Origin of the sequence: Streptomyces sp. ICBB 8177 (assembly GCF_003144095.1) — a bacterium.
GTDB lineage: Bacteria > Actinomycetota > Actinomycetes > Streptomycetales > Streptomycetaceae > Streptantibioticus_D.
The window spans coordinates 514,360-539,633 of sequence record NZ_NSKH01000023.1 but is presented as its reverse complement, the minus strand read 5'-3'; the positions used below and the strand labels follow the sequence as shown (position 1 = coordinate 539,633).

Sequence of the window (25,274 nt, the reverse complement as noted above, 5' to 3'; positions counted from 1 at the left end):
TGAAGGTCCGGTGGTCAGCCCAAATCCCGCCCGTGAAGCACCGCTTGGCGCCGGCGTCTCCGTGCGGCCGGAAGGTTGCCGCCTCGCCCGCCGGTCAGAACTCCCAGGAGGGTTCGAGCTGTTGCTCGGTCCAGATGACCTTGCCCTCCGGCGTGTAGCGCGTCCCCCAGCGTTCGGCGAACTGCGCGACGAGGAACAGCCCGCGCCCGCCCTCGTCGGTGCTCGCCGCGTACCGCAGGTGCGGTGCGGTGCTGCTGGTGTCGGAGACCTCGCAGGTCAATCTGCGGTCGCGCAGCAGTCGCACCCGGATCGGCCCGGTGGCGTAGCGGATGGCGTTGGTGATCAGCTCGCTGAGGATCAGCTCGGTGGTGAACGCCAGGTCCTCCAGGCCCCATTCCTCCAGCTTGCGGGTGACGTCGGCACGCACCGTGCCGACCGCGGCCGGGTCGGACGGCACCTCCCAGTCCGCGATCTGGTCCGGCCTGAGCACCCGGGTGCGGGCCACCAGCAGCGCGATGTCGTCGCGTTGGTGGGCGGGCAGCAGCGAGTCGAGCACGGCGGAGCAGGTCTCGTCGGGGGTGCGCTCGCCCTCGGCCAGCACGCCGCGCAGCCGCTCCAGGCCCACGTCGATGTCCTCGTCGCGGTTCTCGACCAGGCCGTCGGTGTAGAGCACCAGGCGGCTGCCCTCCTCCAGGAAGACCTCCGTGGTCTCGAACGGCAGCACGGCCAGGCCCAGCGGCGGGCCCGCGGGCACCTCGGCGAACTCCACCCGGCCGTCCGGGTGGACGACCGCGGGCGGCGGGTGCCCGGCGCGGGCGATGACACAGCGCCGGCTCGCCGGGTCGTACGTGGCGTACAGGCAGGTGGCGCCCGTGATCGCGGCCTCGTCCCCGGCGGCCGGGGTCTCCTGGTCGATGCGGTTGACCAACTCGTCCAGGTGGCCGAGGAGTTCGTCCGGAGGCACGTCGAGGGAGGAGAAGTTGTGCACCGCGGTGCGCAGCCGCCCCATGGTGGCGGCGGCGTGCAGTCCGTGGCCCACCACGTCGCCGACGACCAGCGCCACCCGTGAGCCGGGCAGCGGGATGACGTCGAACCAGTCGCCGCCGACCCCGGCCTGCGCGGGCAGGTAGCGGTAGGCGACCTCCAGGGCGTTCTGCTCGGGCAGTCCGCGTGGCAGCAGGCTGTGCTGGAGGGTGACCGCCATCGCGTGCTCGCGGGTGTAGCGGCGGGCGTTGTCGACGCACAGCGCGGCGTGCGCCACCAGTTCCTCGGCGAGCGACCGGTCGTCGTCCTCGAACGGGGCGGGCTGCTCGGAGCGCCAGAAGTTGGCCACCCCCAGCACCGCGCCGCGCGCCCGCAGGGGCACCGCGATCAGCGAGTGGATGCCGTAGTCGATGACCTGCCGGGTGCGCTCGAGGTCCTGCGCCTGCCAGTCGGGGGCGTCGGCCAGCGACGGTTCCAGCTCCGCGCGCCCGGTCCTGAGGCTGTTGGCCTGCGGGGTGCTCGGGGCGAACGTGATGGTCTGGCCCACGGGGTAGAGCGGCGCGTCGTCGCGGACACCGCCGGACGCCACCCGGCGCAGTTGCATGGCCTCGCCCGGGGTCGGCTCCTCGCCCAGCAGGACGCCCTCGGCGAGGTCGACGGTGACGTAGTCGGCGAAGCTCGGGGCGGCCACCCGGGTCAGCTCCTCGGCGGTGCGGCGCACGTCCAGGGTGGTGCCGATGGCCATGCTGGCGTCGTGCAGCAGCCGCAGCCGCCCGCGGGCCTGGTCCGCCTTGCCGGTCAGCGCCCGCAGCTCGGTGGAGTCGCGCAGGGTGGCCACGGTGCCGGGCGGGCCGCCGTCGCGGTCGGTGGAACGGATGTTGGTGGCCAGCAGCCGCGGACCGGCGCTGAAGACCTCGTCGGTGACGGCCGAGCCGGACCGCAGCAGTTCCGCCAGCTGCCCCGGCAGGCCCAGCTCGTCCAGCGGGCGGCCCTCCACGTCGGGCGGCAGGTCCAGCAGGCGGCGCGCCTCGTCGTTGGCCAGCAGCACCCGGCCGTCCTCGCCGACGATCAGCACACCCTCGCGCACCGAGTGCAGCACCGCGTCGTGGTGCTCGTACATCCGGGTCATCTCGGCCGGGCCCAGGCCGTGGGTCTGGCGGCGCAGCCTGCGGCTGACCAGGGCGGTGCCCGCGGTGGACAGCCCGAGCGCCAGGATCGCGCCGCTGAGCAGGATGGGCAGCTGCCGGTCGGTGACGTTGCTGATCTTGCTGATGGTGATGCCGGCGGAGACCAGGCCGACGACCTTGCCCCTGGCGTCGAAGACCGGGACGACCGCCTGTACCAGGCGGCCGATGGTGCCGTTGACGGTCTGGGTGACCGGGTGGCCCGCCAGTGGCTGGGAGATGTCGCCGACGAACTTCTTGCCGATCCTGTTGCGGATCGGGTGGGTGTAGCGGATGCCCTTGGTGTTGGTGACGACGAGGAAGTCCACACCGGTGGTGGCCCGCACCTGCTGGGCCTTCGGCTGGAGGATCGCGGTCGGGTCCTTGGAGGCCAGCGCGGCGACGATGCCCGGTGAGTTGGCGAAGGTCTGGGCGACGGCGAGCGAGCGGTTGCGGGCCTCCTGGGTGCTGTCGTGGTGCGACTGCGCGACGAGTTCGCCCACCGCGGCGGCGATGAGCAGCAGCACGATGACCACTTGGAGCACGAAGACCTGGCCGGCCAGGCTGCGCACGCTCAGTCCCAGCCATCGGCGCCGCTCGGCGTCCGGGCGCCGGACCCGGCGCTCGCGTGCGTCCTGGCTGCCGGCTCGACTCGGGTGATCAGGCCGACCCCGTGGGCGCCGATCAGTGGCACGGCGGGCCGACGGAGCCCAGGACCGGCCCCGGAAACGGGGCATACGCCATGTCTACACTGCCCGACCGCGACAGGCCAACGCAGGAGGTGAGACGTCGCCGGGCCGGACCCGGCGCACTGTGCGTTCCCTGTGCGGCGACCAGGACCCGCCCGGGGCCGTGCGGACGGGCCGGACGGGCCGGACGGGCGGGGCTGTACGGGTGACTCAGCCGACCGGCTCGCGAGGCCCTTCGGGCAGGCCGCCTGCCGCGTCGTCCGCGCGCCGCGCCCACCGTACGGTCGCGTCGTCCGGCACCTGCGCCCCGCGGAACGCCGTCATGCGCCGCAGACCGAACCCCAGCGCCTCGTACAGCCGGACCGCCCCGGTGTTGTCGGCCGCGGCGTGCAGGAACGCGCGGTCCCCGCGCTCGCGCACGCCCGCCGTCACGGCCCGGATCAGGCGGGCGGCCAGGCCCTGACCGCGGTGGCCCGGGTCGGTGCACACGGCGCTGATCTCCGTCCAGCCCGGCGGGCGCATCCGCTCCCCCGCCATCGCCACGAGCACCCCGCCGCGCCGGATGCCGAGGTACGTGCCGAGTTCGGCGGTGCGGGGCAGGAAGGGGCCGGGGCGGGTGCGCTCGACCAGGTCCAGCATCTCCGGCACGTCCGCCGGGCCGAGCACGACCGCCTCCGGGTCGGGCTCGGCGGCCACGCTCTCGTCGACGAGCTGGACGCACCCGATGGCGAACGTCTCCGGCCAGTCAGAGGGCGCCGGAGTGTCCACCGCGGCCAGCACGACGGTGCCGCCCGGCCCGGCCAGCGCGGCGGCGTCCGCCCAGTCCGCCGCGTCCGGGTCGTCCGGCAGCGCGACGAACGGGCAGACGTCGGCCGGGTACCGCAGCACCCTGCCGCGTCGCTGCGCGAGGTGCGCGTGCGGGCCCATAAGGGCGGAGCGCGCCGGGTTGTCCAGCGGGTGCCGGGCGTCGGTCATCTGATCACTCCAGGAACTGCGGTGCGGGGGTCGGGAAGTGGCGGGGTCACGGCGTCACCGCGAGCGCGTCGATCTCGACCCGGAAGGCGGGGTGGACCAGCGCGGCGACCCGCACCAGGGAGCAGGCCGGAAGGCGCTCGGGGTCGAGGAACTCGTCGCGTACGGCGCGGAACGCGGGCAGGTCGGCCAGGTCGGTCAGGAAGACCGTCAGCTTGATCACGTCGGCGAGCGACGCCTCCGCGGCGGCCAGCGCGGTGCGCAGGTTGGCGAAGACCTGCCGGACCTGCGCGGCGGCGTCGTCCTCGCCGACCACGTGCCCGTCCGCGTCCATCGGCACCTGGCCGGAGACCGCGACGAGGGTGCCGGCGGCGGCCACGACGTGGCTGTAGCCGTTCACCGGGGGCATGCCGTCGGGACGGGTGACGTGCCGCATGCGATCTCTCCTCACCTGCCCGGCGCCCGGGGCCCCTGGCCTCCGCGTCCGCCGGGACGCGCGTTCGAAAGCGGTATAACAGCCTCATGGTGCGACAGGCGAATCGCGATGCTCCGCCGACCCGGCAGACGTCCCGTGAGACACCTCGACAGACGCCTCGGGAGGCGCTGGACGACGCGGCGGTGGAGGAGGTCGGCGAGGTCGTGATGGCGGCCTCGCGGCTGTTCGTGGCGATCTCGGCGCGTTCGCTGGCCGCCATCGACACCACGTTGACGCTGCCCCAGCTGCGGACGCTCGTCGTGCTGGACGGCGAGGGCCCGGTCAAGCTCGCCGCGCTCGCCACCGCGCTGGACGTCAATCCGTCGACGGCGATGCGCACGGTGGACAAGCTGGAGGCGCAGGCGCTGGTGGACCGCCAGGTCAACCCGGACAACCGCCGGGAGGTCCTGCTGCGCCTGACGCCCGAGGGCGCCGGGCTGGTGGAACGGGTGATGGACCACCGGCGCCGGGAGATCCGCGCGATCGTCTCGCGTCTGCCCGCCGACCAGCGCACCGGCCTGGTCCGCTCGCTGCGGGCGCTGGCGGGGGCGGCCGACGAGGCGTTGACGGGCCCGGAGCCGGGGCCCGCGGAGCGCACGGCCCGGAGCATCTGAGGCGTCCGGGCCGCGAACACCGCGGAGGCGGCGGGACCCGCGGCGTGGGCCGCGTCAGACGTCGGCGGCTTCCCGGCGCGCCGGTTCCACCGCGCGGCGAGCACCGGAGCCGCCGACGACGGTCGAGCGCCCGGGGCCCTGCCGGGGCAGGAGCCGCTGGCGGTGGACCTCCTCGGTCAGGTCGTGCCGCCGCGCGTACAGCAGGTGCCGCAGCGCGATCGTGCCGACGACCCGCCCACCGGGGCCGTGGCCGACGACCGGGGCCTGGGTGACGCCGTGCTCGGCGAAGAGGTAGGCGGCGCGCCGCAGGGTGTCGTCGGGGCGCAGCACGACCGCGGCCGGGCGGCTCACGTCCCGCACGGTCGCCGCCGGGTTCACCGCGGGCGCCTCGGCGGAGGCGTCGAGCAGCCGGCGGCGGGTGACCACGGCGAGCGGGGCGTCCTCGCCGCCGAGGTCCACCGGGAAGAGCCGCCGGCCGTCGCGCGCCGCCTCGCCGGGGCGCAGGATCGCCGCGATCGCGGCGTCCAGGCTGTCGTCGCCGCGCAGTACGGTCGGGTCGCGGTCCATGACCTCCTCGACGAAGAAGCCCTCCAGCGGATCGACGGAGTACTCGCGGGTCAGGTGCAGTCCGCGCCGGGCGATCTTCTCGGTGAGCACCGACCGCTTGAGCAGCAGCGCGGACAGCGCGTAGGCGGCGGTCGAGGAGACCAGCAGCGGCAGCGACGCTCCCCAGGCGTGCGTCAGCTCCAGGGTGAAGACCACACCGGTCAGCGGTGAGCGCATCACACCGCCGACCACCGCGGCGAGCCCCGTCATCGCCCAGAAACCGGGGACGACGTGCGGGAAGACCAGCCCCTCGGCGGCACCGACGCCACCGCCGATCATGAAGACCGGCGCCAGCACGCCTCCTGAGGTGCCGGAGCCCAGCGACAGCGCCCAGATCAGCGTCTTGACGACCAGAATGCCGATGATCAGGGAGACGGTCGCCCGCCCGGTCAGCAGCTGGTCGATGACGTCGTAGCCGACGCCCAGCGCCCTGGGCTCCACCAGGCCGCCGAGGCCGATGATCGCGCCGCCGATCGCGGGCCACCACATCCAGTGGAACGGGAGCCGGGCGAAGCCGTCCTCCGCGCGGTAGACCAGCCAGGTCGCCGCGACGGCCAGCGCGCCGCCGAGCACGCCGGCCACCACGCACAACGCGGTGTCGCCCGCCGTCACCTTCAGCCCCGCGGTGGCGACGGGGAAGATCGGGGCGGTGCCCAGCAGGAAGCCGCGGCAGACCGTGCTGACCGCCACCGCGCCGACGACCGGCACGAAGCTGCGCGGACGCCATTCGAACAGCAGCAGCTCGACGGCGAGCAGCACGGCCGCCACCGGGGAGTTGAAGGTGGCGGCCATGCCCGCCGCCGCACCCGAGACCAGCAGGGTCTTGCGTTCGTCGGCGGACAGCTTCATGCCCTGCGCGAGGATCGAGCCGATGGCCCCGCCGGTCATGATGATCGGGCCCTCGGCGCCGAAGGGGCCGCCGGTGCCGATGCTGATGGCCGCCGAGACGGGCTTGAGGAGGGCCACCCGGGGCGCGACCCGGCTGCCGCCGGTCAGGATCGCCTCGATCGCCTCGGGCATGCCGTGACCGCGGATCTTCTCCGAGCCGTAGCGTGCCATCAGGCCGATGACCAGGCCGCCGACGACGGGCGCGCCGAGCACCAGCCACCAGGGGTGGTGCGCGTGGCCGGGTGCCACCAGCGAGGTGGCGCACCGCTGGTAGAAGACGAGGTTGGTGACCAGCCCGATCAGCCGCAGCAGGGCCAGGGCCGCCACGGCTCCGGCGGCGCCGACCAGCAGCGCCAAGCCGGTGATCAGCAGCATCCTGGGCCGCACGGTGAAGTCGCCCAGGTGGGCCGCGCGGCGCCGGGTCGTGGGGTCCACGGGTATTGCGTCCATGATGCAAGTATTGCAGAGCGCAATATTTAATCCAGTGGGCGTCCACCTGGCGGGACGTCCGCCGGTCCGGCAGCCGGACCCTCAGCGGCGTGCCCCCGGCGCCGAGGTGCGCCGGGGAACGCCGGGCTGCCGGGCGTCAGAGTTCCAGGTCACCCTCGATGGAGCGCAGTTGGTGGCGGGCCATGGCGAGGTTGGCGCGCGTCTTGTCCAGCGCCAGGTAGAGGAAGAGGCCCTTGCTGCCGCGCGCCTTCATCAGCCGGATCAGGTGGTACTGGGTGTCGAGGGTGATCAGGATGTCCTCGATCTCCTCCTTCAGGCCCAGCATCTCCATGGTGCGGACCTTGGCCCGCACCACGTCGGTGTTCCCGGCGGCGGCGACGGTCAGGTCCAGGTCCTTGCCGCCGCCCAGCGTGCCGAGCGCCATGCCGCTCGTGTAGTCGACCAGCGCGACCCCGAGGGATCCCTCGATGCCGGTCATCGCTTCCTTCAGGGCAGCCTCGACGTTGGCCATGTCGTTCACGGGTCCTTTCTGGCACGCGTCATCGCCGCGTGGCGTTGGCGGTGCGATGTGTCGGGTGGGAAATGGGTGAGTGGTGTCGCCGGATATGCCGACTACCACTGCCGGTAAGGGAGTTGAAGGGAGGCCGGGGGCTCCCGCAGGGCGGCGTCGACCAGCCGGCCGATGCGGCCGCTCGCCACGCGCGACTCCAGGTGCAGCCGTCCGACGTTGATGCGGGCCTGCGCCAGCACCGTCAGCACGGCCGCCGAGCCCGCCAGGTAGCAGGCGACGTAGCCGTTCTCGCCGCGCACCAGCAGTTCGCGCAGGGCGCCGTGGCCCGCGTCGTCGGACATCCGGACCGCGACGCCCATGGCCGCGGCGGTCAGCGCCGCCGCCGCGTCGGCGTCACCGGTGGCGAGGTCACGGGCCAGCACCAGGCCGTCGCGGGCGGCCACCACGGACCCGGTCAGCGACGGGACCCGGGCCCGCAGCCTGCGCAGTTCCTCCCCCAGCGCCGCCTCCACCACCGGCAGCCCGCGTTCCGGACGGGGACGCAGCACGCGTCTCATACCAGCACCAGCCGTTCGGCCAGCGACCGCAGGCGGATGCGGGCCAGCGCGAGGTTGCCCTCGTCGCGGTCCAGCCACAGGTAGGCCACGACGCAGGTGTCCAGTGGCGAGTCGACGAACCGCAGCAGGTGGTAGCCGTTGGTGGTGGTGACCACCACGTCCTCCACCGCGATGTCGGCGTCCGCGGCCGCGCCCGGCCCGGCCGGAGCGGTGAAGACGTGGTGTTCGCCGGCCAGCCGGGCGAGTTCCGCCGTCTCGACCGCGGTGATCTCGTGGTCACCGCCCGGCGACTCCCCCACCGTGCCGATGGGCAGGCCGCTGACCCAGTCCACCAGCGCGGCACCGCGCGCCCCCGGCAGCAGCATCGCCTCCAGCAGGCACTCGTCGATTCCGGGCACACGTCTCCCTCCGTGCGTGGCACACCTGACCGGGCCGGACCCGGTGGTGCCGAGTGACGAAGAGGTTACGCAACGTGCCACCGCCCGGCGGCGGTTCGCCGGTTTCCCGGTGCGGGGCCGCGTGGATGGCTATGCTCTTGGCCTTTTGCCCGGGCATATGCGCCGAGGCATCGCGCGGACGGGCGCGGTCACGGTACGACCTCGGGCGCGGTCCGCGCCGACCCTCCGGCGCGGGCGATCCCGGCCGCCTGTCCCGTACGACGGCGCGGGTACGGCGGTGGGCGTAGGGCGCCTCAGCGCCCGGAGTGGTCGCGGGCGCGCGGATGGCGGACCCGGATCCACACGTCGCGGGCCCGGCGCCCCGCGGCCACCCGGCTGCGGGCGACCAGCCTGTGGGCCTGCTCGGGGGTCTCCACCATCGGCCCGGATCCCATCAGCGGCTTGCCCGCGGTCTCGTGCAGCAGCACCGCCGAGACCAGGCCCACCGCTCCGGCGCCCATCAGGTAGTACGCCGGGACCATCCGGTCGCCGGTGGCGTCCACCAGTGCGGAGGCGACCAGCGGGGTGGTGCCGCCGAAGAGCGAGACGGAGACGTTGAAGGAGATCGACAGGGCGCCGTAGCGGATGCGGGTCGGGAAGAGCGCGGGCAGGGTCGCGGCCGAGGTGCCCGCGAAGCAGACCAGCAGCAGGCCCAGGATCAGGCAGCCGATCGCCGGGTAGAGGATGCCGTTCAGCCGGATCAGCGCGAACGAGGGCACGGACAGCGCGATCAGCGCGGCGCTGCCGAACAGGAAGACCGGCCTGCGGCCCCAGCGGTCGGAGGAGCGCCCGACCGTGGTGATGGTCAGCGCCACCACGACCATGGTGCCCAGCACGAGCAGTTGGGCCGTGGTGTCGCCCTGGCCGAGGGTGGAGGTCATGTAGGTCGGCAGGTAGGACGTCACCATGTAGTTGGTGACGTTGTAGAGCAGCACCAGTCCCATGCAGATCAGCACGGCCCGCCAGTGCTCGGTGAAGATCTCCTTCAGGCGCCCGCGGCCGGACTGCCGCGCCTCCTCGACCGGGTCGGTGCCGCCCTCCTGGGAGCGCAGCGCCTCGGCCTCGGCGTGCGCCTGCTCGGCCTCCCGCTGGAACGCGGGGGTCTCCTCCAGCCGCAGCCGCAGGTAGAGCCCGACGATGCCGATCGGGCCCGCCACGAAGAACGGGATGCGCCAGCCGTAGTGCGTCATCCCGTCGGTGCCGAGCGCCGCCGTCAGGCCGGTGACCAGGCCGGAGCCGAGCGAATAGCCGATGAAGGTGCCGAAGTCCAGCCAGCTGCCGAGGAAGCCGCGCCGGGTGTCCGGGGCGTACTCCGCGATGTACGTGGTGGCGCCCGCGTACTCGCCGCCGGTGGAGAAGCCCTGCACCAGGCGGCACACCAGCAGCAGGACGGGCGCCGCGAAGCCGATCGAGGCGTAGGAGGGCAGGAAGCCGACCGCGAAGGTGGAGACCGCCATCATGATCATCGTGGCGGCCAGCACCCGCTGCCGTCCGATGCGGTCGCCCAGCGGGCCGAACACCAGCCCGCCCAGCGGACGCACCAGGAAGGCCGCGGCGAAGGTGGCGAAGGTGGAGACCACCTGGGCGCCGGGCGAACTGGACGGGAAGAAGACCTTGCCGAGGGTGGTGGCGACGTAGGCGTAGACGCCGAAGTCGAACCACTCCATGGTGTTGCCCATGGCGGCGGCCGAGATGGCGCGGCGCACCGCCGGCCGGTCGGTGACCGTGACGTCCTCCAGGCTGAGCGACCGCTTGCGGCGGCGCAGCAGGATGCGCAGCATGCGGTCGGTCGCCGGGTGGCCGCCGTGGCCGGTGGTGGGCCTGCGCGGTGGCGGTGTCGGGCCAGTGCTCATGTCATCCCGTCGACGGCTGGGGTGGGGAGCGGGAGCGCCCGTCCATCATCCCCTCGGCGGAGGCGATCGTTCCGCTCATCCGCTGGCGTGCCGCCGGACCGGTGCCCCCTTCAGACGCTGCCGTTCACCCAGGCCGTCATCAGCCGCCGCCACTCCTCGCGCGCCTCGTCGTAGTCCCGTTCCGCGTCGCGGTCGGCCCAGGGCAGACCGCTGTCCACGTAGGCGTCGACGTCGGGGGTGGTCGGGTCCTCGCGCAGCCGGCGGCGCAGGTCGGCCTGCAGCAGCTCGTCCTGGCGTGTCCGCAGCTCGGCGAGGGCCGGCGAGCGGCGCTCGATCTCCCGGTAGACGTCGTCCTCCAGGCCGTCCAGCGGCCAGTCGCGCGGGCCCCGGTGGCCGTGGCCCTCCAGCATGATGCGCACGTGGGTACGGAGTTCGTCGTCGGTCAGCGCGTCCAGCCCGGTCGACTCGTCCTCGGGTGCCTGTATCGGGTCGCGTCCCAGTCCCTGTTCCGTCACGTCTGCTCTCCTGCCCAGTCGGCCGCCGGGTCAGTCCGGCGGCGTGTCACCGCGACGGCGGCTCGCGCGGGATGTTGACGAGCATGTTCACCAGCGCCGCGGCCATCTCGTCCAGCGTGGCGTCCACGTACCCGGCGGACCAGTCGTGCACCAGGCCGTTGACCGCGCCGACGAAGGCGGTGGTGGCCACCCGGTAGGCGCGCGAGGCCGCCTCGCCCCCGCCGCTGACCGCCATCAGTTCGGCGTGGATGAGCTCCGCCCAGCGGGTCCTGCGCTCCAGCCTGCGGCGCTCCATCTGCGGGCTGACGCCGACCACTTCGACGAACGCGAGCCGCACCCGGCGCGGGTCGGCGGTGACCGAGGCCGCGTACGCGCGGAACGCGGCGGTCGCCCGGCGTTCGATGTCCTGGCCCGCGGTGCGGGTGAGCGCTTCGACGGCGGCCTGCTCGGCGAGGTCGTTGACCCGGCCGTGCAGGACCGCCAGGACCTCTTCGAGGTTGTGGAACTCCTGGTAGAACTGCCGGGTCGACAGCCCGGCGGTCTCGCACAACGCGCTGACCGAGGCCGCGCGGTAGCCGGGGCCGCCGCCGAACAGCTGGAGCCCTGCCTCCAGCAGCCGTTCCCGCCGTTCCGCGCGCCGTTCGGCGGCCGACTTGCCCGCGTAACGGCGCCGGGGCTGGTTGGCGACTTCGGGCACCGGCGTTCTCCTTCGGACCGCGTTCGAACCTTCGCCTTCGAACCACTGTCCGCCGATTCTGCCCGGGTCCCCCGCCGACCGCGTGGGCGCGTCCCCCTCACCGCGGCGTGACGCGATCGGATTCCCGAACGGTGGTGCCCGGGTGGGCGGCGCGGTCCGACGGCTCGCCGCCGCCGTCCGGCGCGCACGACGGCGGGAAGGACCCGGCCGGTTCCGCGATCCCCGCCCGCGAGACGGCCCACGCGCGCGTCCCCGGCCCCCGCACCGTCCCCGTCACGAGAGGCGGCGCCACCGCGGCCCCCTCGCACCGTTCCTCGTCCACCACGTCCTGCTAACGCCTCCCCCCTGCCCCGGGGTGCGGCCACCCCCCGCCCTCACCTGCCGGAACATGCGTGCGCGGGCGCCCCCGGGAGGGTGGACGCCGAAAGCCGCAGGGCTCCGGCGTCCACGGCCACCGCGCGGCGGGAGTCACCCCTGCGGCCACAGCTCCTGGTGCGGGATCCCCGAGTACGCGCCGGGCGCCCCGCCGGCCCACGCGGTCAGGACGCCGTCCCATCCCTGCGGGGACGCGGGATGGGGCGGGTAGGGGGGCCACTCCCTCGACTGCATCGTTTCTTCAGACGAGATCCACGCGGTGCCCGTCCCGGCGGGGAAGGTCGGTTCGGGCTCGGCGGCAGGGACCGCGCCGGAGCGCCGGTGACGCCCCGCCCGGCCGCCCTCCCCCGGCGGCGGCGCAAGCAGTCCGTGGGCGAACAGGTGCTGGACGCGCTTGACGATGTGCGTGAGGTCCATGCCGAACTGCGCGGAGAGCGTCTCCAGGTCCACTTCCGCGTTCCAGCTGTTGATCAGCACGGTGTCGAGCACCGGCGTCCACACCGCCCCCTGCGCGACCTGGTCCGCGTCCACCGGGAACGGGTCGGCAGGCACCGGCACCGCTGCCCCCGGGGCCTGCGCGGTCCAGTCGGCGGGCGGGGTGGACGCGGGGCCGGGCGGCGTGGCGGACGCCGCGCCCGGCGTCTGGGCCGGTGACTGGGCCGCCGATGGCGGGGGTGGTGGCGCGTCGGCCGGGGCGGCGGGCCCCGGGGGCGGCGTAGGGGCGCCGGCGAGCAGTTCCTCGGCGACAGCGCGGGCGTTGTCCTTGCCGACGGTGCGCCGGGCCACCCTCACCTCGCGCTCCGCCAGCCCCAGCATGTCCGCGACGGCACCGTCACTGCCCACCGAGATGGAGAAGGCGGCCAGCAGCCGGACGCGGTCCGCCTGCGCCTCGTCGAGCAGCCCCTGGGCGTCTCTGACGTGCTCGTCGCTGCGACAGAAAGCCTCCGCCAGAACGTTGTTGCGGTTCCACATCTCCCTTGGCTCCATTGCCTGTTCAACTGAGGAGATGTTCCCCGGATACGCCAGTTGGGGCATATGACACTCGAAAGTCCTAAACCACACACTAATTCTCTTATGCCTGCACAACAAAACACCTGTGGAACGTAAGGACTAACAACATCATATATGACTTGTTTGGTGTGATTACGGACGGCTACCCACGAGAGTGATGGGCCTCGGCCTGACGGACGACAAGGAGGACCGCATGATCACCCAGAAGCAGATCCCCGCGGTACTGGGCCACCCCGTCTACGACAGCGAGGGAAGCAAGATAGGCAGCGCCGGGCACGTGTTCCTCGACGACGCCACCGGCCGCCCGGAATGGGTGAGCGTGAAGACGGGGCTGTTCGGCTCCAGCGAGTCGTTCGTCCCGATCAAGGACGCCAATCTGGTCGGCGACCACTTGGAGGTCCCCTTCGACAAGAGCCGGATCAAGGACGCGCCCAAGGTCGACATCGACAACGGCGGCCACCTGTCCGCGGGTGAGGAACGCCAACTGTACGAGTACTACGGCATGTCCGACGGCGGCGGCAGGCACCGCGCGGGCGGCGTGGGCGGCCCCGACGCCACGCGCACGTCGGACACCATGGGCACGGCAGGCGCCGCCGGAACGGCCGGTGCCGCGGGCGCGATGGGTGCCGGACGCGAGCGCAGGAGCGCCGCGGACGCCGACGCGACCGGCCGCACCCCGACCGGCGAGTGGCGGTCCGGCGGCACCGCGGACGAGCGCGGCCGAACGGCCGGCGTCCCGGAGCGGGGCGCGACCGGCGGGATCGACGAGGAGCGGGCGATGACCCGTTCCGAGGAACGGCTGCACGTCAACGTCGAGCGCACCGAGGCGGGCCGCGCCCGGTTGCACCGCTACGTGGTGACCGAGGAGGTCCAGGAGACCGTGCCGCTGCGGCACGAGGAGGTCCGGGTGGTCCGCGAGCCGATCACTGAGACCGGGCGCCGCGAGGCGATGTCGGGCACCCAGTTCAGCGAGGCCGACCAGGAGATCGTGCTGCACGAGGAGCGCGCCGTCGTCGAGAAGGAGACCGTGCCGGTGGAGCGGGTACGGCTGGCCACCGAGGAGCACATCGAGCAGAAGACGGTGCGCGACCAGGTCCGCAAGGAGCGCATCGACGCCGAACTCCCCGGCAAGGACCGGGGCACCGAGCCGGGCCGCGGCACGGGCCTGCGCTGACCACCGACGGCACGGGCCGCCGCGCGCGGAACGGCTCGGACGCCCGCGTGGCGCACGGCGTCCCGGCCGGTCGCGTTCCTCCGCGACCGGCCGGGGCGCCGTCCTTCACGGCCCGCTCCGCGCCGCCGTCGGCCACGGCACCGCGGCTCCTGCCGGACGCCTCCGCCCCGCGCGCCCTGCGGGCTCTTTGGCGGACCTCGCCGGAAGACGCCATGCTGGGAAGGGCCGGCGCGATCGTGCCGGCACGGCGGTCCGGTCCAGGGGAGCGTCATGAATGCACCGTCCGAGGCCCCGGGCCTCCCTCCCGGCGGGCACGCCGCCGACGACGTCGTCGCGGTGGTCGTGGACCGCTCGGGCACGGTGCGCGACTGGTCCGGCGGCGCCGAGCGGTTGCTGGGCTACCCGGCGGGTGAGGCCCGGGGCCGTTCGCTGCGCGGCCTGCTGTCCCCCGAACGCGTCCGGGCGCACACGTACCCGGGACCGGTGCGCACCGTGCGCCACCGCGCCGGGCACCGGCTCGACCTGGCGGTGCGCGTGCTGCCGCTGGGTGGCGCGCAGGGTGCGGTGGTGCTCGGGGTCCCGGCGGGCGCCGAGGCGACGCGGGCGATGCACGAGGCGGTGGGCCGGGGGCTGTTCGACCAGGAGCGGATGGCCGTCGCCGTCTACGACCGTCACCTGCGGCCGGTCGGCGCCAACCGGACCGCCGAGCCCGGCGACGGGAGCGGGCCGGCCGCCGCGCTGCGGCTCGACGACCTGCAGCCGGTCGAGGAGGGCCAGGGCACCGGCGCCGAGACGGTCCGCGAGGTGCTGGCCACCGGCGCCGCGGTCACCGGCACCGACCGGATGCTGCGGGACGCGGGCTCGCCGGACCGCGACCGCATCATCGCGCTCACCTCCGCCCGGCTCGGCACCGCGCCGCACCCCGCCGGCGTGCTGGCCGTCACCGTGGACATCAGCGACGGCTACGAGATCTGGCGCCACCTGGAAATCGTCCACGAGGCGTCCAAACGGCTCGGCGGTTCGCTGGACATCACCCGTACCGCCCAGGAACTGGTCGGCCTGCTGGTCCCGGTGCTCGGTGACATGGCCTCGGTGGAGATCCCCGACGACGTGCTGCGCGGCGGCGAGCCGCCCCGCTACACGGGCGGCCACCCGGAGAACGTCATGAGGCGCATCGCGGTACGCCACGCGCACGGTCCCTGGCCGCCGGGCATGGTCCAGCCCGGCTCGTGGCTGCCGCCGATACCGGAGCGGCCGGAGATGGCGGGCACGGAGTGCGGCCGCTCGGTGATGACGGCCACCCGGCGCGACGCCGAGCGGCTGCTCGGACACGACCCGCTGCTGATGGACCTGATGCTCCCCGACGACATGCGCGCCTCTCTCGGCGCGCCGCTGTACGCCCGCGGGATGGTGCTCGGATACGTGACGGTGCACCGCACCCTGGACACCAGGCCGTTCACCGCGGCCGACGCCCGGCTGCTGCGGGAGATCGCCACCCGGGCCGCGCTCGGCGTGGACAACGCCCGCCGCTTCACCCGGGAGCACCAGGTCTCCGTGCACCTCCAGCGCAGCCTGCTGCCGCAGGGGTCGACCGACACCGCGGCCGCGCAGACCGCGGGCGTCTACCGTCCGGCCAGCGGCACCGCGAGCGTGGGCGGCGACTGGTTCGACGCGATCCCGCTCTCCTCCCAGCGGATCGCCCTGGTCGTCGGCGACGTGGTCGGCCACGGCCTTCAGGCGACGGCCACGATGGCCCGGCTGCGCACCGCCGTGCAGACGCTGGCCGACCTCGACCTGCCGCCGGACGACCTGCTGGTGCGGCTGGACGACGTGGTGCTGCGGATCGCCGAGGAGTCGCCGTCCTCGCAGCCGATCGGGGCGACCTGCCTGTACGGGGTGTACGACCCGGTCACCCGGCGCTGCCAGTTCGCCGCCGCCGGGCACCCCGCGCCGCTCGTCGTGCGCCCCGACGGCACGGTGCGGCGGGTGGACGTGGTGCCGGGGCCGCCGCTGGGCGTGGGCGGCCTGCCGTTCGAGGCGGTGGAACTGGAGCTGGAGCCCGGCAGCGTGCTGGCCCTGCACAGCGACGGCCTGACCCGGCTGGACGGCTACGCCCGCGCGGGCGACGAGGACGTGCTCGCCAAGCAACTGGCCGCCGTCTGCCGCCCCGACCGGGACCTGCACGACGTCGGCCGGGAGATCGTGGACGCGGACCGGGGTCCGGCGCCCGCCGACGACGTGACGCTGCTGCTGGCCAGGGTCCGGGAGATCCCGCCCGGCGACACGGCGGCGTGGCGGCTGCCGTCGGATCCGGCGGCGGTGGCCGACGCGCGGCGCGAGGTGCTGCGGCAACTGGACGACTGGGGGCTGGCGGAGCTGGCGTTCACCACCGAACTGATCGTCAGCGAGCTGGTCACCAACGCCATCCGGTACGCAGGTGAGGCCGTCGGGCTGCGGCTGATCCGCGGCCAGAGCCTGATCTGCGAGGTGAGCGACACCAGCAACAGCCAGCCGCGGCTGCGCCGTGCCCGCACCACCGACGAGGGGGGACGCGGGCTGTTCCTGGTCGCCAACCTCACCAGCCGCTGGGGGAGCCGCTACGGGGCGAGCGGCAAGACGATCTGGACCGAGCAGCCCATCGACACGCCCTGAGGCGCCGCCGGGGAAGCCGGATCAGCCGGAGCGAGGCGGCAAGTGGCGTCCCGGACAGGGGGTTTCAGGGTCGGGGCAGGAGACGTGCCACGTCGTCCAGCAGCGCGTCCTCGTGGGCGCGCAGGTAGAAGTGGCCGCCGGGGAAGAGCCGCTTGCGCAGGGGCGAGCCGCTGACCTCGGCCCAGGTGTCCAGTTCCGCGACCGGGCAGGCCGGGTCGTCGTCGCCGCCGTAGGCCGCGACCGGGGCGCGCAGCACGGCCGGTGCCCCGGCGGGCTGGTAGGCGTCCAGCAGGCGGTAGTCGGCGCGCAGCGGCGGCATCAGCACCTCGCGCAACTCGGGGTGGTCGTAGACGGCGGCGTCAGGACCGGCCAGGCGCCGTACGTTCTCCAGGAGCGAGGCGTCGTCGAGTCCCGGCATCCGCGCGGTGGCGTACGCGCGGTGCGGCGCGCCGCGTCCGGAGACCAGCAGCCGGCTCACGTCCGCTCCCTCGCGCTCCAGGCGCACCGCGACCTCGTAGGCGACGGCCGAGCCCATGCTGTGGCCGAACAGCACGAGCGGCAGCCCGAGATGGGGCTTGAGGGCGATCGCCAGCGCGTCGGCCAGCTCGCCCATCGACTCGGCGCACGGCTCGTGGAAGCGGTTCTGCCGGCCGGGGTACTGCACGGCCAGCACCTCGACGTGGTCCGGCAGCCGCTTCGGCCAGCCGGCGTAGGCGGCGGCGGTGCCCCCCGCGTGCGGGCAGCACACGAGCCGCACGGCCGGGGAGTCGGCCGGGTGCCGGTGGAACCACGGATCGGAGATGTCCGCCCGCCCGGCCCTCATTCCGCCGCCCCCATCTGCGGTCCCCACTTCCGTCGCGCCTCGATGCGCCATCGCGATCCGATCGGCACAACACATCGTACGGGTCGGCGTGTCGCCCGCCGCGGGGGCCGGACTCGGCACCGGACCGCCGATCACGCCACCGCGTTGCCGCCCTCGCGTCGCGCGCAGGCCACACTCTGTCCCCGGAGTGGAGCCGGCCCGGGGCGCCGGTCGCGGTAGGAGGGGGCCGAGGTGGACGGGCAGAGCGGACCGGACGGTCGGCATGGGACGCGCAACAGTCTGGGCGGCCACGCCTCGGTGCACGGCACCGTGCTCCAGGCCGAGTGCGTCGAAGGGCTGACCACCCATCAGGCACGGGACCACCGCCCTCCCCGCCGCGTCAGCTGCCGTCGCGGATCGGCACGTTCGTCAACCGCACGCGCGAACTGGGCGAGCTGACAGCGTGTGGGCGCGGGTGGGCGAGTTGGGGGTGCGCAGCCGGCTGGCCGTCGCGCTGGACGCGGGGCTGATGCTCGTCTCCGCGCAGGAGGGTGGCGGGCCGCCACGGTCGCCTGTGATGTGGTCATCGGCGACCACGGCAGCACCACCTTCTACGCGCGTCCTCCGCGGACCGCGTGACGCTGCTGGCCGCGACCGGCCTCGCGGAGCCGGACCCGGCCTCCCCCGTCGCCCGGTTCGCCCTTCAGGCGCCCCGACTCGACCCGGACGAAGACCTTCCTGCCTGACGTGCGAGGGACTGCGGGCGCGCACCGGGGAGCGGGTGGTGCCGGTGGACTTCACCGAGGGCCCCGCGCAGCCGCCGCGAAGGGAAGAGGGCCGGTCCCGTGATCCGGAACCGGCCCCGGCGGTGCCGCGTGACGCGGGTTCCGCCACGTCACTTCACGAAGCTGATCTCCGGATACGACGAGGAGGTACCGCTCAGCAGGCTGCTCTTCTCCTTCAGCAGCTCCTGGCCGAAGTAGGCCGCCAGGTAGGTGCGTTCGACCTGGATCGCGCGGTTGGGCGCGATCGTGCCGAGGGTCTGCTGCACCTGCGCCTGCGACAGGCCGAGCTGGTTCGCCGCCTGGGGCAGCAGCACCTCGTTGTCGCTGAAGGTCAGGTGCTGCGAACCGGCCATCTTCAGGTCGTAGCGCACGCCCTTCAGGTGGGACCAGAAGGTGGCCCAGCTGGAGTCGTCGTTGCGGTTGTGCGTCGCGGAGCTGAAGAGCATGAACGGACGGCTGAGGTTCTCGGAGGTCGCCGAACCGTAGAAGGTGCCGTCCAGGTCGGCGCCCGCGTCGATGCGGGAGTCGAGCTGCATGGACGTGGCCACGGCGGCCCCGCCGAGCGACCAGCCGAACATGCCGATCTTGCTCATGTCGACGTTGCGCAGCAGCCCGGTGGGCAGCTTGGCCTTGTCGACGTCCGGGTTCTTGCCGTCCTCGATCTGGCCCAGTTCGTTGATGACGAACTTGACGTCGGCCGCGCGCACCGCGAGCGTGTCGGAGGAGTGGGCGTTGGACGGCATGGTGTCCGTCTCCAGCCGGCCGCCGGGGAACTCGACCTCGTTGGCGTCGTGGGTGTGGTCCACGGCGACGACCAGGTAGCCGCGGCTGGCCAGGTCCTCGACGAGTGCGGTGCCCATGGCGCGGTCCGAGTGCAGACCGGTGGAGTACAGCAGCACCGGCAGCTTGCCCGCCTTGGTGTCCACCGGGGCCAGGACGTGCCCGGCGGTGGTGGGCAGGTTCAGCGAACCGGCCCGCACGCCGAGACCGGCCAGGTAGTGCGCGGCGGTCAGCGACGGCATCCACGGCGCCAGGGAGTGGCCCGTGGTGCTGCCCGCCGGGTACCACAGCGAGACCATCAGCTCACGGGCCTGGTGACCGGGAACGTACGGGTCGGTACGCGAGGTGTCCTTCAGGTGCAGGCTGACCGTTCCCACCTTGTACGGGCCGGTGGGCGCCGGCATCGACACGGTGGTGGCGCCACGGGTGGCGTGGGCGGCCGCCTTCCCCCCGGTGGGTGTGGCGTCCATGTTGACCAGGCCGCCGTGGTTGTCGCCGCCGGGCTTGGTGCTGGCGTTGGCCGGGGCGATCCCGGCCCCCATGACTGCGGCAACCAGACCCGCGGCACCGGCGACCCGGGCGAGTCTGCGGCCGCGGTGTCTTATGCGCAGGCGTGACATGGGCATAGGCCCCCTCTGGTGATCAACGATCGCGCCATGAACCGGCGATCGACTGCCGCACACCGTACCGGGGAATCCTCACGACCTCCCCAATGCCCCCACGCCGTCTTTAAGTTCTGTACATCCGTCCAGGTGGGAGGCGTGCAGGCGGCCGTCTTTCCCGCCCGCTGAACACTCCGTCCCGTCCCCGCGTACACGTGACCGAACGGCCCGCACCGCCCGCCCTCAGGCGTGCGCGGAGCCGTCGGCCACCTCGCCGGTGAGGTCGTCGACGCCTGTCACGGCCGCGACTTCGCCCTCCCCGGGCCGAACCGGCCTGAAGGGCGGCAGACTTGGGCGGCCGGGCAGTCCGCGCCCGCGTCGGGTCCGTCCGCCCCGGCGCGGTGCGTGCCGACGGGACGCGGGCCCCACCGGTGCCACCGGTGGCACCGGCGCCGGGGCGCTGACGGGATCGCCCCGCTTCACACCGTTGTGTCACCGTCCGGTGTGACACACGTGCCGCACGGGTATCCCGACAGTGAGGGCCATGTCGTCACGGGGGGTGATGTGACCGGCCGCGATGCGAGAGTCAGGTGGTCTTCCGTGCGCATCCGGGACGCCCGCACCGGCGGGCTCCGTGACCTGCGCCGCCCGCGGGGCGGCCTGCTGCGGGTGTGCGTGCACACGTCGGCCACCGGGACCCCGCACGACCAGGGCGATCTGCGCGCGCTCCTGATCGCTGACGTGCTGACCCGCACCGTGGAACTCGACGGGCTCCAAGTGGTGTCCGCGTGGACCGCGGGCGACGCCTCCTGCGAGGACCACGACCGCGAGCTGGCCGGGGCCGGGGCCCGCGCGGGCATCCACCCGGCGACGGTGCGCACCGAGCCGTCCGGCGTGCGGTACGCGCTGGGCGGCCCGGTCGACGTGCACGTGGTCGCGGCGGCGGCGGACCCGCCGAGGGACGACGACGGCGTACGCGTCGCGGTGGCCCCCGCGCCGACCTGGCCGGGCGCCCGGGCCCCCGGCGCCGACGCCGACCCGGAGGCCGCCGACCCCATGGCCGTGCGTCTGGCGCTGCTCGGCACGCCCTACGACCGGACCGCCGGCCTGTCCCCCGCCGCCCTGGAGGCCGCCGCGGCGGAGCTGACCGGCTGGCGGGAGCGGGTGGCGCACTGGGCTCGGGCCACGTCGCAGCCCGTGCACGCGGTCAGCGCCAAGGAGGTGGTGGCCGCCTTCCACGACGGCCTCGACAGCCCGGCCGCGCTCGCCGCGCTGCGGCGTCTTGCGGCGGATCCGCAGGTGGCGGATGGCGCGAAGTTCGAGACGTTCCTCTTCGCCGACCGGTGGCTCGGCCTGGAACTGCCGCGCGACATCGGCAAGGCGTGAGCCACGGCGGTACCGGCGCGTCATCCGGGCGGCCGCAAGCGGTCACGGCGCGCGTGCACGCCACGGTGGCGGGGTGCCGCGACCGCCTGCGACGCCGGGGGGCGTTGCTTGCCGCTGGTGGCCCGCGGGTACCGCTGGTGGCCCGGCGGGCGCGGGCTCCCCCGCGAGGCACCGCGTCACTCGCTCGGCCCGACGGACACCCGGTCACCGTGCGGAGACACGCACCGTGCCGGAAGGCCCGTCCCGATGGGTCGGCCCAGCGGTGGCCGGGCGCGGATACCGGGCCCTGTGGATCGCAGTCGCGACCGGTGCCGTCGGGACGCCGTTCGCGCCGGTCCTGCGGTGGGCCGACGCGACGGGGTGAGGCGCGCGACGGAGGCAGGCGGGTTCCTCGCCCGGAGTTCACCCCCGCGCCCCCAGTTTGTCCTGTCCACGCCATCACGGGGGCGCAGGATCCCGAACGCCTGCTTCCGCGCGCTCGCGCGGGCGGCACGCACCGCGCACCGCCGCGGGCCGCGCGACCGGCCCGCCCTGTACGGCCCGTCCCGTCCGCCCCCCACCCGTTGGAGGCCCCCATGCGCCCCAGGCCGCGCTTCACCGTGCCGTTCGCCGTCGCCGCCGCGACCGGCGCCGTCCTCGCCGCGACGCTCGCACCGCACGGCGCCACCGCTCCGGCCACCCCCGTCAAGGCGGCCGCCGACACCGTCCCGACGCCCTCGCACGTCGTCGTGGTGATGGAGGAGAACCACTCCTACTCCGACATCATCGGCAACACCTCGCAGGCCCCGTACTTCAACTCCCTCGCCTCACAAGGGGCGTTGCTCACCTCGTCGTTCGCCGTGACCCACCCGAGCGAGCCCAACTACATGGCGCTGTTCAGCGGCAGCACCTACGGCCTGACCGCCGACAGCTGCCCGGTGAACGAGGGCTCCGCCGCGAACCTCGGTTCCGAACTCCTCGCCGCCGGGCGGACGTTCAAGGGGTACTCGGAAGGCCTGCCGAAGACCGGCTCGACCAGCTGCTCCTCGGGCAGTTACGCGCGCAAGCACTCCCCGTGGATCAACTTCAGCAACGTGCCGTCCTCCGACTCGGTCCCGTTCTCGTCGTTCCCCACCGACTACTCCACGCTCCCCACGCTGTCGTTCGTCATCCCGAACCTCGACGACGACATGCACGACGGCACCATCAACCAGGCCGACACCTGGCTGAACAAGAACCTGTCCGCGTACGCGACCTGGGCGAAGGCCAACAACAGCCTGCTGATCGTCACGTGGGACGAGGACGACTACACCGAGGACAACCAGATCCCCACGATCATCGTCGGTGACCACGTCAAGACCGGTCACTACAGCGAGGACGTCGACCACTACGACCTGCTCGCCACGCTGGAGCAGCTGTACGGTCTCGAACCGGTCGGCCAGAGCGCCGACGCGACCCCGATCACCGACATCTGGGACTGAGCGCCCCTCACCCGAGTCGCCCCCACCCCGAGTCGCCCGTCCGCCGCGCCCGAGAGGACCCGCCTCCGCCATGCCCGACCCCGCCCACGACCCGGCGCCCGAACGCGAAGGCAGCCGGAGGCCACGGTGGCGGCGGGCCGGGGCGGGGGCGGCGGCGGTCGTCGTGGCCGCCGTCTGCGCGGGCTCGGCGGCCGGGGCGGGGACCGGGGCGGCGGCGCCCGGCGGCGCGTTCGGGGTGGACGCCACGCGGTGCGGTGCGCCGGGCGGCCGTCTGCCCGCCGGGCGGCTGTCGTTCACGGTGACCGACCGGGCGACGCCGTACGCCACGGTCTACCTCACCTCGCCGGGCGGTGCCGAGGTCTACGCCGAGATCCCGTGGATAGCGCCGGGGCACGCCGTCGCACTCGACACCGCGCTGAGCGCCGGGAGTTACGCGTTCCGCTGCGTCTTCTCCGACGGCACGGTGCGCGCCTCGCGCCCGATGACCGTCACCGGCCGCACGGACGACGCGGTGGCCGGGTACCGCCCGGTGCCGGACCTGGCCATGACGGCGCCGGTCGACGCCTACCGGGCCTGGGTCGCCGCGGCACTGCCCGGCCTGCTGACCGCCGCTCGCGACCTGGACGCCGCCGTGGCGCGCGGCGACCTGGCGGCGGCGAAGTCCCGCTGGCTGACCGCCCATCTCGACTACGAGCGGCTGGGCGCCGCGTACACCGCCTTCGGCGACTTCGGCGACACCATCGACGGGCGGGCCGACGGGCTGCCGCAGGGCGTCGACTCGCCCGGCTGGACCGGCTTCCACCGGATCGAGTACGACCTGTGGCGCGGGCGCCCGGCCGCCGAACTGCGCCCGCTCACCACCCGGCTGGTCTCCGACGTCACCGGGCTGATCCGGGACTTCCCCAGCGAGGACATCGATCCGGGCGACCTGCCGCTGCGCTCCCACGAGATCCTGGAGAACGCGATGGAGTTCCAGCTCACCGGGTCCGCCGACTACGGCAGCGGCACCACGCTCGCCACCCTGGACGCGAACCTCGACGGCACCCGTGAGGTGCTGGGCGTCCTCGCCCCGCTGCTGCGTCCCCGTGACCCGGAATTGGCGTCCTCGCTGACACGTGAGCTGTCGGCGGTGCAGGCGAGGATGCGGTCCTGCCGTGCGGCGAACGGGACGTGGATCGCGGCCGGGCAACTGCCCCCCGGTCAACGCCGCGTACTCGAAGGGGCGTTGGGCGGCCTGCTGGAGCAACTGGCCGAGGTTCCCGGGCTCCTCGCGCCGAGGACGTCCGCGTGACCGCCGCGCCCGGGCGGCGCGCCTTCCTGCGCGGCGCCACCGCGAGCGCGGCGGCGGCCGCCGCCGCCGCCACCGGCGCGCTGGCCGCCGCTCCCCCGTCCACCGCCGCCTCGGGACGCCGCCTTCCCTGCGAGGGGCGGCACCAGGCCGGCATCACGACCCCGCAGCAGGCCGCCGCCACCTTCGCCGCGTTCGACGTAATCGCGTCCGACCGGGCCGGACTGACCGCGTTGTTCCGCACGCTGACCGACCGGGTGCGGGCGCTCACCGCGGGCGGCCCGGTGCCCGCGACCGACCTGGTCTCGCCTCCCGCCGACAGCGGCCTGCTCGGCGACGCGCTGCCGGCCGACGGGCTGACGGTGACCGTCGGCGTCGGCGCGTCGCTGTTCGACGAACGGTTCGGGCTGGCCGGTCGCAGACCCGCCGGGCTGACCACCATGCCGGTCTTCCCCGACGACCACGTCGCCGGTTCGGCCGAACTGCACGGCGACATCTCGCTCCAGATCTGCGCCGACTCCCGCGACACGGTGATGCACGCGCTGCGCGACATCACCAAGCACACCCGGGGCGCGATGCAGGCGGTGTGGAAGGCGGACGGCTTCCTGCCCCCGCCCAGGCCGGACGGCGCGCCACGCAATCAACTCGGTTTCAAGGACGGCACCTCGCAGCCCGACGTGGCCGATCCGCAGGTGGCGGACGCGCTGATCTGGACCGGAAGCGCCGAAACGGGCGGGAGCGCGTGGGCGCGGGACGGCTCGTACCAGGTGATCCGGATCATCCGGATGCTCGTGGAGTTCTGGGACCGGGTCTCGCTCCAGGAGCAGGAGACCATGATCGGGCGCCGCCGCGACTCCGGCGCACCGCTCGACGGCACCCGCGAATCGGACCCGCCGGACTTCGCGGCCGACCCGCACGGGCTGATCACCCCGCTCGACTCCCACATCCGGCTGGCCAACCCGCGCACCCCGGCCGCCGCGTCCCAGCGCATCCTGCGCCGCGGCTACTCCTACGACCGGGGGCTCGACGCGGTCGGCGACCTGGACGTGGGCCTGGTCTTCTGCTGCTACCAGCAGGACGTGCGGCGGCAGTTCGAGGCCGTGCAGCGCCGGCTGGCCGGCGAGCCGCTCGTGGACTACGTCCAGCCCACCGGCGGCGGCTACTTCTTCGCCCTGCCCGGCTTCGGCCCGGGCGCCGACCATCTGGCGGCGGGCCTGATGGCCTGACCGGGAGCCGCGCCGAGGCCAGGAAAGGACCACCGGATTACGCGGCGGCGTCCAGGCGGCCACACCCGGTAATCGCACACAAAGAAAAGCCAAAAGGCACCTCAATGACGGGTCATCACATTCATTTACGATGATCCGCCGAACGCAAAACACGTGCGTTCGCACACCCCCATGCGCACCCCTACCTCATCTCCACACGGCGCGAAAGGGCGCCTTTCCGGACTCCGCGAATACGCCGGTCGTTTTCCGGCCAGGCGGGGACCATTATTGGCCTCGCGCTTTCTTCCCCGGCCCCGTCCTGCGCGAACGGTAGATACTTGAA

Annotated in this window: 20 protein-coding genes; 7 read left to right on the top strand and 13 right to left on the bottom strand. The window is 73.9% G+C overall.

All coding sequences use genetic code 11. The features are described 5' to 3' along the window. Positions 1–94 precede the first annotated feature (94 nt). The 3 genes from CK485_RS22830 to CK485_RS22820 all read right to left on the bottom strand — a co-directional run bounded on the left by CK485_RS22830 (position 95) and on the right by CK485_RS22820 (position 4,244). Positions 95–2,884: a SpoIIE family protein phosphatase/ATP-binding protein gene (locus CK485_RS22830; protein WP_109453731.1), complete on the bottom strand. Its 2,790-nt coding sequence runs from the start codon at positions 2,882–2,884 to the stop codon at positions 95–97. Positions 2,885–3,046: 162 nt separating this feature from the next. After that, positions 3,047–3,811 (bottom strand): GNAT family N-acetyltransferase, encoded by a 765-nt coding sequence (locus CK485_RS22825; RefSeq protein ID WP_109453730.1) that lies wholly within the window; start codon positions 3,809–3,811, stop codon positions 3,047–3,049. 46 nt (positions 3,812–3,857) lie between these two features. After that, a complete protein-coding gene (locus CK485_RS22820; protein ID WP_109453729.1) occupies positions 3,858–4,244 on the bottom strand; it encodes a RidA family protein in 387 nt (128 codons plus the stop codon). A gap of 206 nt (positions 4,245–4,450) precedes the next feature. On the opposite strand from CK485_RS22820, the gene CK485_RS22815 reads away from it, so the two are divergent. Further along, positions 4,451–4,897, top strand: coding sequence for a MarR family transcriptional regulator (locus CK485_RS22815; RefSeq protein WP_241968601.1), 447 nt, complete (start codon positions 4,451–4,453; stop codon positions 4,895–4,897). Positions 4,898–4,951: 54 nt separating this feature from the next. Here the strand turns inward: CK485_RS22815 and CK485_RS22810 are convergent, their stop codons facing one another. The 8 genes from CK485_RS22810 to CK485_RS22770 form a co-directional block, all read right to left on the bottom strand. After that, positions 4,952–6,841 carry a chloride channel protein gene (locus CK485_RS22810; RefSeq protein WP_241968540.1) on the bottom strand — a complete coding sequence of 630 codons (1,890 nt, stop codon included), beginning with the start codon at positions 6,839–6,841 and terminating at the stop codon, positions 4,952–4,954. 136 nt (positions 6,842–6,977) lie between these two features. Beyond that, a complete protein-coding gene (locus CK485_RS22805; protein ID WP_109454353.1) occupies positions 6,978–7,352 on the bottom strand; it encodes a hypothetical protein in 375 nt (124 codons plus the stop codon). A 101-nt stretch (positions 7,353–7,453) separates the two neighbouring features. Further along, positions 7,454–7,909 carry a roadblock/LC7 domain-containing protein gene (locus tag CK485_RS22800; RefSeq protein WP_109453727.1) on the bottom strand — a complete coding sequence of 152 codons (456 nt, stop codon included), beginning with the start codon at positions 7,907–7,909 and terminating at the stop codon, positions 7,454–7,456. Beyond that, positions 7,906–8,307, bottom strand: coding sequence for a hypothetical protein (locus CK485_RS22795; RefSeq protein WP_109453726.1), 402 nt, complete (start codon positions 8,305–8,307; stop codon positions 7,906–7,908). Before CK485_RS22795 ends, CK485_RS22800 begins: the two co-directional genes overlap by 4 nt. Before the next feature lie 293 nt (positions 8,308–8,600). Next, on the bottom strand, positions 8,601–10,127 hold the full coding sequence (proP, locus tag CK485_RS22790) for a glycine betaine/L-proline transporter ProP (RefSeq protein ID WP_199239515.1): 1,527 nt from the start codon (positions 10,125–10,127) through the stop codon (positions 8,601–8,603). A 182-nt stretch (positions 10,128–10,309) separates the two neighbouring features. Beyond that, positions 10,310–10,714: a hypothetical protein gene (locus tag CK485_RS22785; RefSeq protein WP_241968539.1), complete on the bottom strand. Its 405-nt coding sequence runs from the start codon at positions 10,712–10,714 to the stop codon at positions 10,310–10,312. Between the two features lie 46 nt (positions 10,715–10,760). After that, entirely contained in the window at positions 10,761–11,411 is a 651-nt protein-coding gene (locus tag CK485_RS22780; protein WP_109453724.1) for a TetR/AcrR family transcriptional regulator, read from the bottom strand. Between the two features lie 468 nt (positions 11,412–11,879). Continuing rightward, entirely contained in the window at positions 11,880–12,758 is an 879-nt protein-coding gene (locus CK485_RS22770; protein WP_109453722.1) for a hypothetical protein, read from the bottom strand. 232 nt (positions 12,759–12,990) lie between these two features. Here CK485_RS22770 and CK485_RS22765 point away from each other — a divergent pair, with 232 nt between their 5' ends. Together CK485_RS22765 and CK485_RS22760 are read left to right on the top strand one after the other, a co-directional pair. Further along, positions 12,991–13,971 carry a PRC and DUF2382 domain-containing protein gene (locus CK485_RS22765; protein WP_109454351.1) on the top strand — a complete coding sequence of 327 codons (981 nt, stop codon included), beginning with the start codon at positions 12,991–12,993 and terminating at the stop codon, positions 13,969–13,971. 270 nt (positions 13,972–14,241) lie between these two features. Beyond that, complete coding sequence (locus tag CK485_RS22760) at positions 14,242–16,623, top strand: SpoIIE family protein phosphatase (RefSeq protein ID WP_109453721.1); 2,382 nt, start codon at positions 14,242–14,244, stop codon at positions 16,621–16,623. Positions 16,624–16,687: 64 nt separating this feature from the next. Here CK485_RS22760 and CK485_RS22755 read toward each other — a convergent pair whose 3' ends face one another. Continuing rightward, positions 16,688–17,446, bottom strand: a complete 759-nt coding sequence (locus tag CK485_RS22755) for an alpha/beta fold hydrolase (RefSeq protein WP_109453720.1) — start codon at positions 17,444–17,446, stop codon at positions 16,688–16,690. Positions 17,447–18,320: 874 nt separating this feature from the next. Then, positions 18,321–19,532, bottom strand: a complete 1,212-nt coding sequence (locus CK485_RS22750) for a hydrolase (protein ID WP_109453719.1) — start codon at positions 19,530–19,532, stop codon at positions 18,321–18,323. A gap of 660 nt (positions 19,533–20,192) precedes the next feature. On the opposite strand from CK485_RS22750, the gene CK485_RS22745 reads away from it, so the two are divergent. From CK485_RS22745 to efeB, 4 genes are all read left to right on the top strand, one after another. Next, positions 20,193–20,978, top strand: a complete 786-nt coding sequence (locus CK485_RS22745) for a hypothetical protein (RefSeq protein ID WP_109453718.1) — start codon at positions 20,193–20,195, stop codon at positions 20,976–20,978. 575 nt (positions 20,979–21,553) lie between these two features. After that, positions 21,554–22,438, top strand: coding sequence for an alkaline phosphatase family protein (locus CK485_RS22740; RefSeq protein WP_109453717.1), 885 nt, complete (start codon positions 21,554–21,556; stop codon positions 22,436–22,438). Positions 22,439–22,508: 70 nt separating this feature from the next. Further along, positions 22,509–23,729 (top strand): EfeM/EfeO family lipoprotein, encoded by a 1,221-nt coding sequence (locus tag CK485_RS22735; RefSeq protein WP_109453716.1) that lies wholly within the window; start codon positions 22,509–22,511, stop codon positions 23,727–23,729. Continuing rightward, the gene (efeB, locus tag CK485_RS22730; RefSeq protein WP_109453715.1) at positions 23,726–24,952 is read left to right on the top strand and encodes an iron uptake transporter deferrochelatase/peroxidase subunit; all 1,227 of its coding nucleotides are present in this window, start codon (positions 23,726–23,728) and stop codon (positions 24,950–24,952) included. The genes CK485_RS22735 and efeB overlap by 4 nt, the downstream gene beginning before the upstream one ends. Positions 24,953–25,274 lie beyond the last annotated feature (322 nt).

Bases quoted from the DNA above. Each gene is read 5' to 3' on its own strand.
- CK485_RS22830 (WP_109453731.1), bottom strand. From the start codon at position 2,884: ATGCCCCGTTTCCGGGGCCGGTCCTGGGCTCCGTCGGCCCGCCGTGCC.
- CK485_RS22825 (WP_109453730.1), bottom strand. From the start codon at position 3,811: ATGACCGACGCCCGGCACCCGCTGGACAACCCGGCGCGCTCCGCCCTT.
- CK485_RS22820 (WP_109453729.1), bottom strand. From the start codon at position 4,244: ATGCGGCACGTCACCCGTCCCGACGGCATGCCCCCGGTGAACGGCTAC.
- CK485_RS22815 (WP_241968601.1), top strand. From the start codon at position 4,451: ATGGCGGCCTCGCGGCTGTTCGTGGCGATCTCGGCGCGTTCGCTGGCC.
- CK485_RS22810 (WP_241968540.1), bottom strand. From the start codon at position 6,841: ATGGACGCAATACCCGTGGACCCCACGACCCGGCGCCGCGCGGCCCAC.
- CK485_RS22805 (WP_109454353.1), bottom strand. From the start codon at position 7,352: ATGGCCAACGTCGAGGCTGCCCTGAAGGAAGCGATGACCGGCATCGAG.
- CK485_RS22800 (WP_109453727.1), bottom strand. From the start codon at position 7,909: ATGAGACGCGTGCTGCGTCCCCGTCCGGAACGCGGGCTGCCGGTGGTG.
- proP (WP_199239515.1), bottom strand. From the start codon at position 10,127: ATGCTGCGCATCCTGCTGCGCCGCCGCAAGCGGTCGCTCAGCCTGGAG.
- CK485_RS22770 (WP_109453722.1), bottom strand. From the start codon at position 12,758: ATGTGGAACCGCAACAACGTTCTGGCGGAGGCTTTCTGTCGCAGCGAC.
- CK485_RS22765 (WP_109454351.1), top strand. From the start codon at position 12,991: ATGATCACCCAGAAGCAGATCCCCGCGGTACTGGGCCACCCCGTCTAC.
- CK485_RS22760 (WP_109453721.1), top strand. From the start codon at position 14,242: ATGAATGCACCGTCCGAGGCCCCGGGCCTCCCTCCCGGCGGGCACGCC.
- CK485_RS22755 (WP_109453720.1), bottom strand. From the start codon at position 17,446: ATGAGGGCCGGGCGGGCGGACATCTCCGATCCGTGGTTCCACCGGCAC.
- CK485_RS22750 (WP_109453719.1), bottom strand. From the start codon at position 19,532: ATGGGGGCCGGGATCGCCCCGGCCAACGCCAGCACCAAGCCCGGCGGC.
- CK485_RS22740 (WP_109453717.1), top strand. From the start codon at position 21,554: ATGCGCCCCAGGCCGCGCTTCACCGTGCCGTTCGCCGTCGCCGCCGCG.
- CK485_RS22735 (WP_109453716.1), top strand. From the start codon at position 22,509: ATGCCCGACCCCGCCCACGACCCGGCGCCCGAACGCGAAGGCAGCCGG.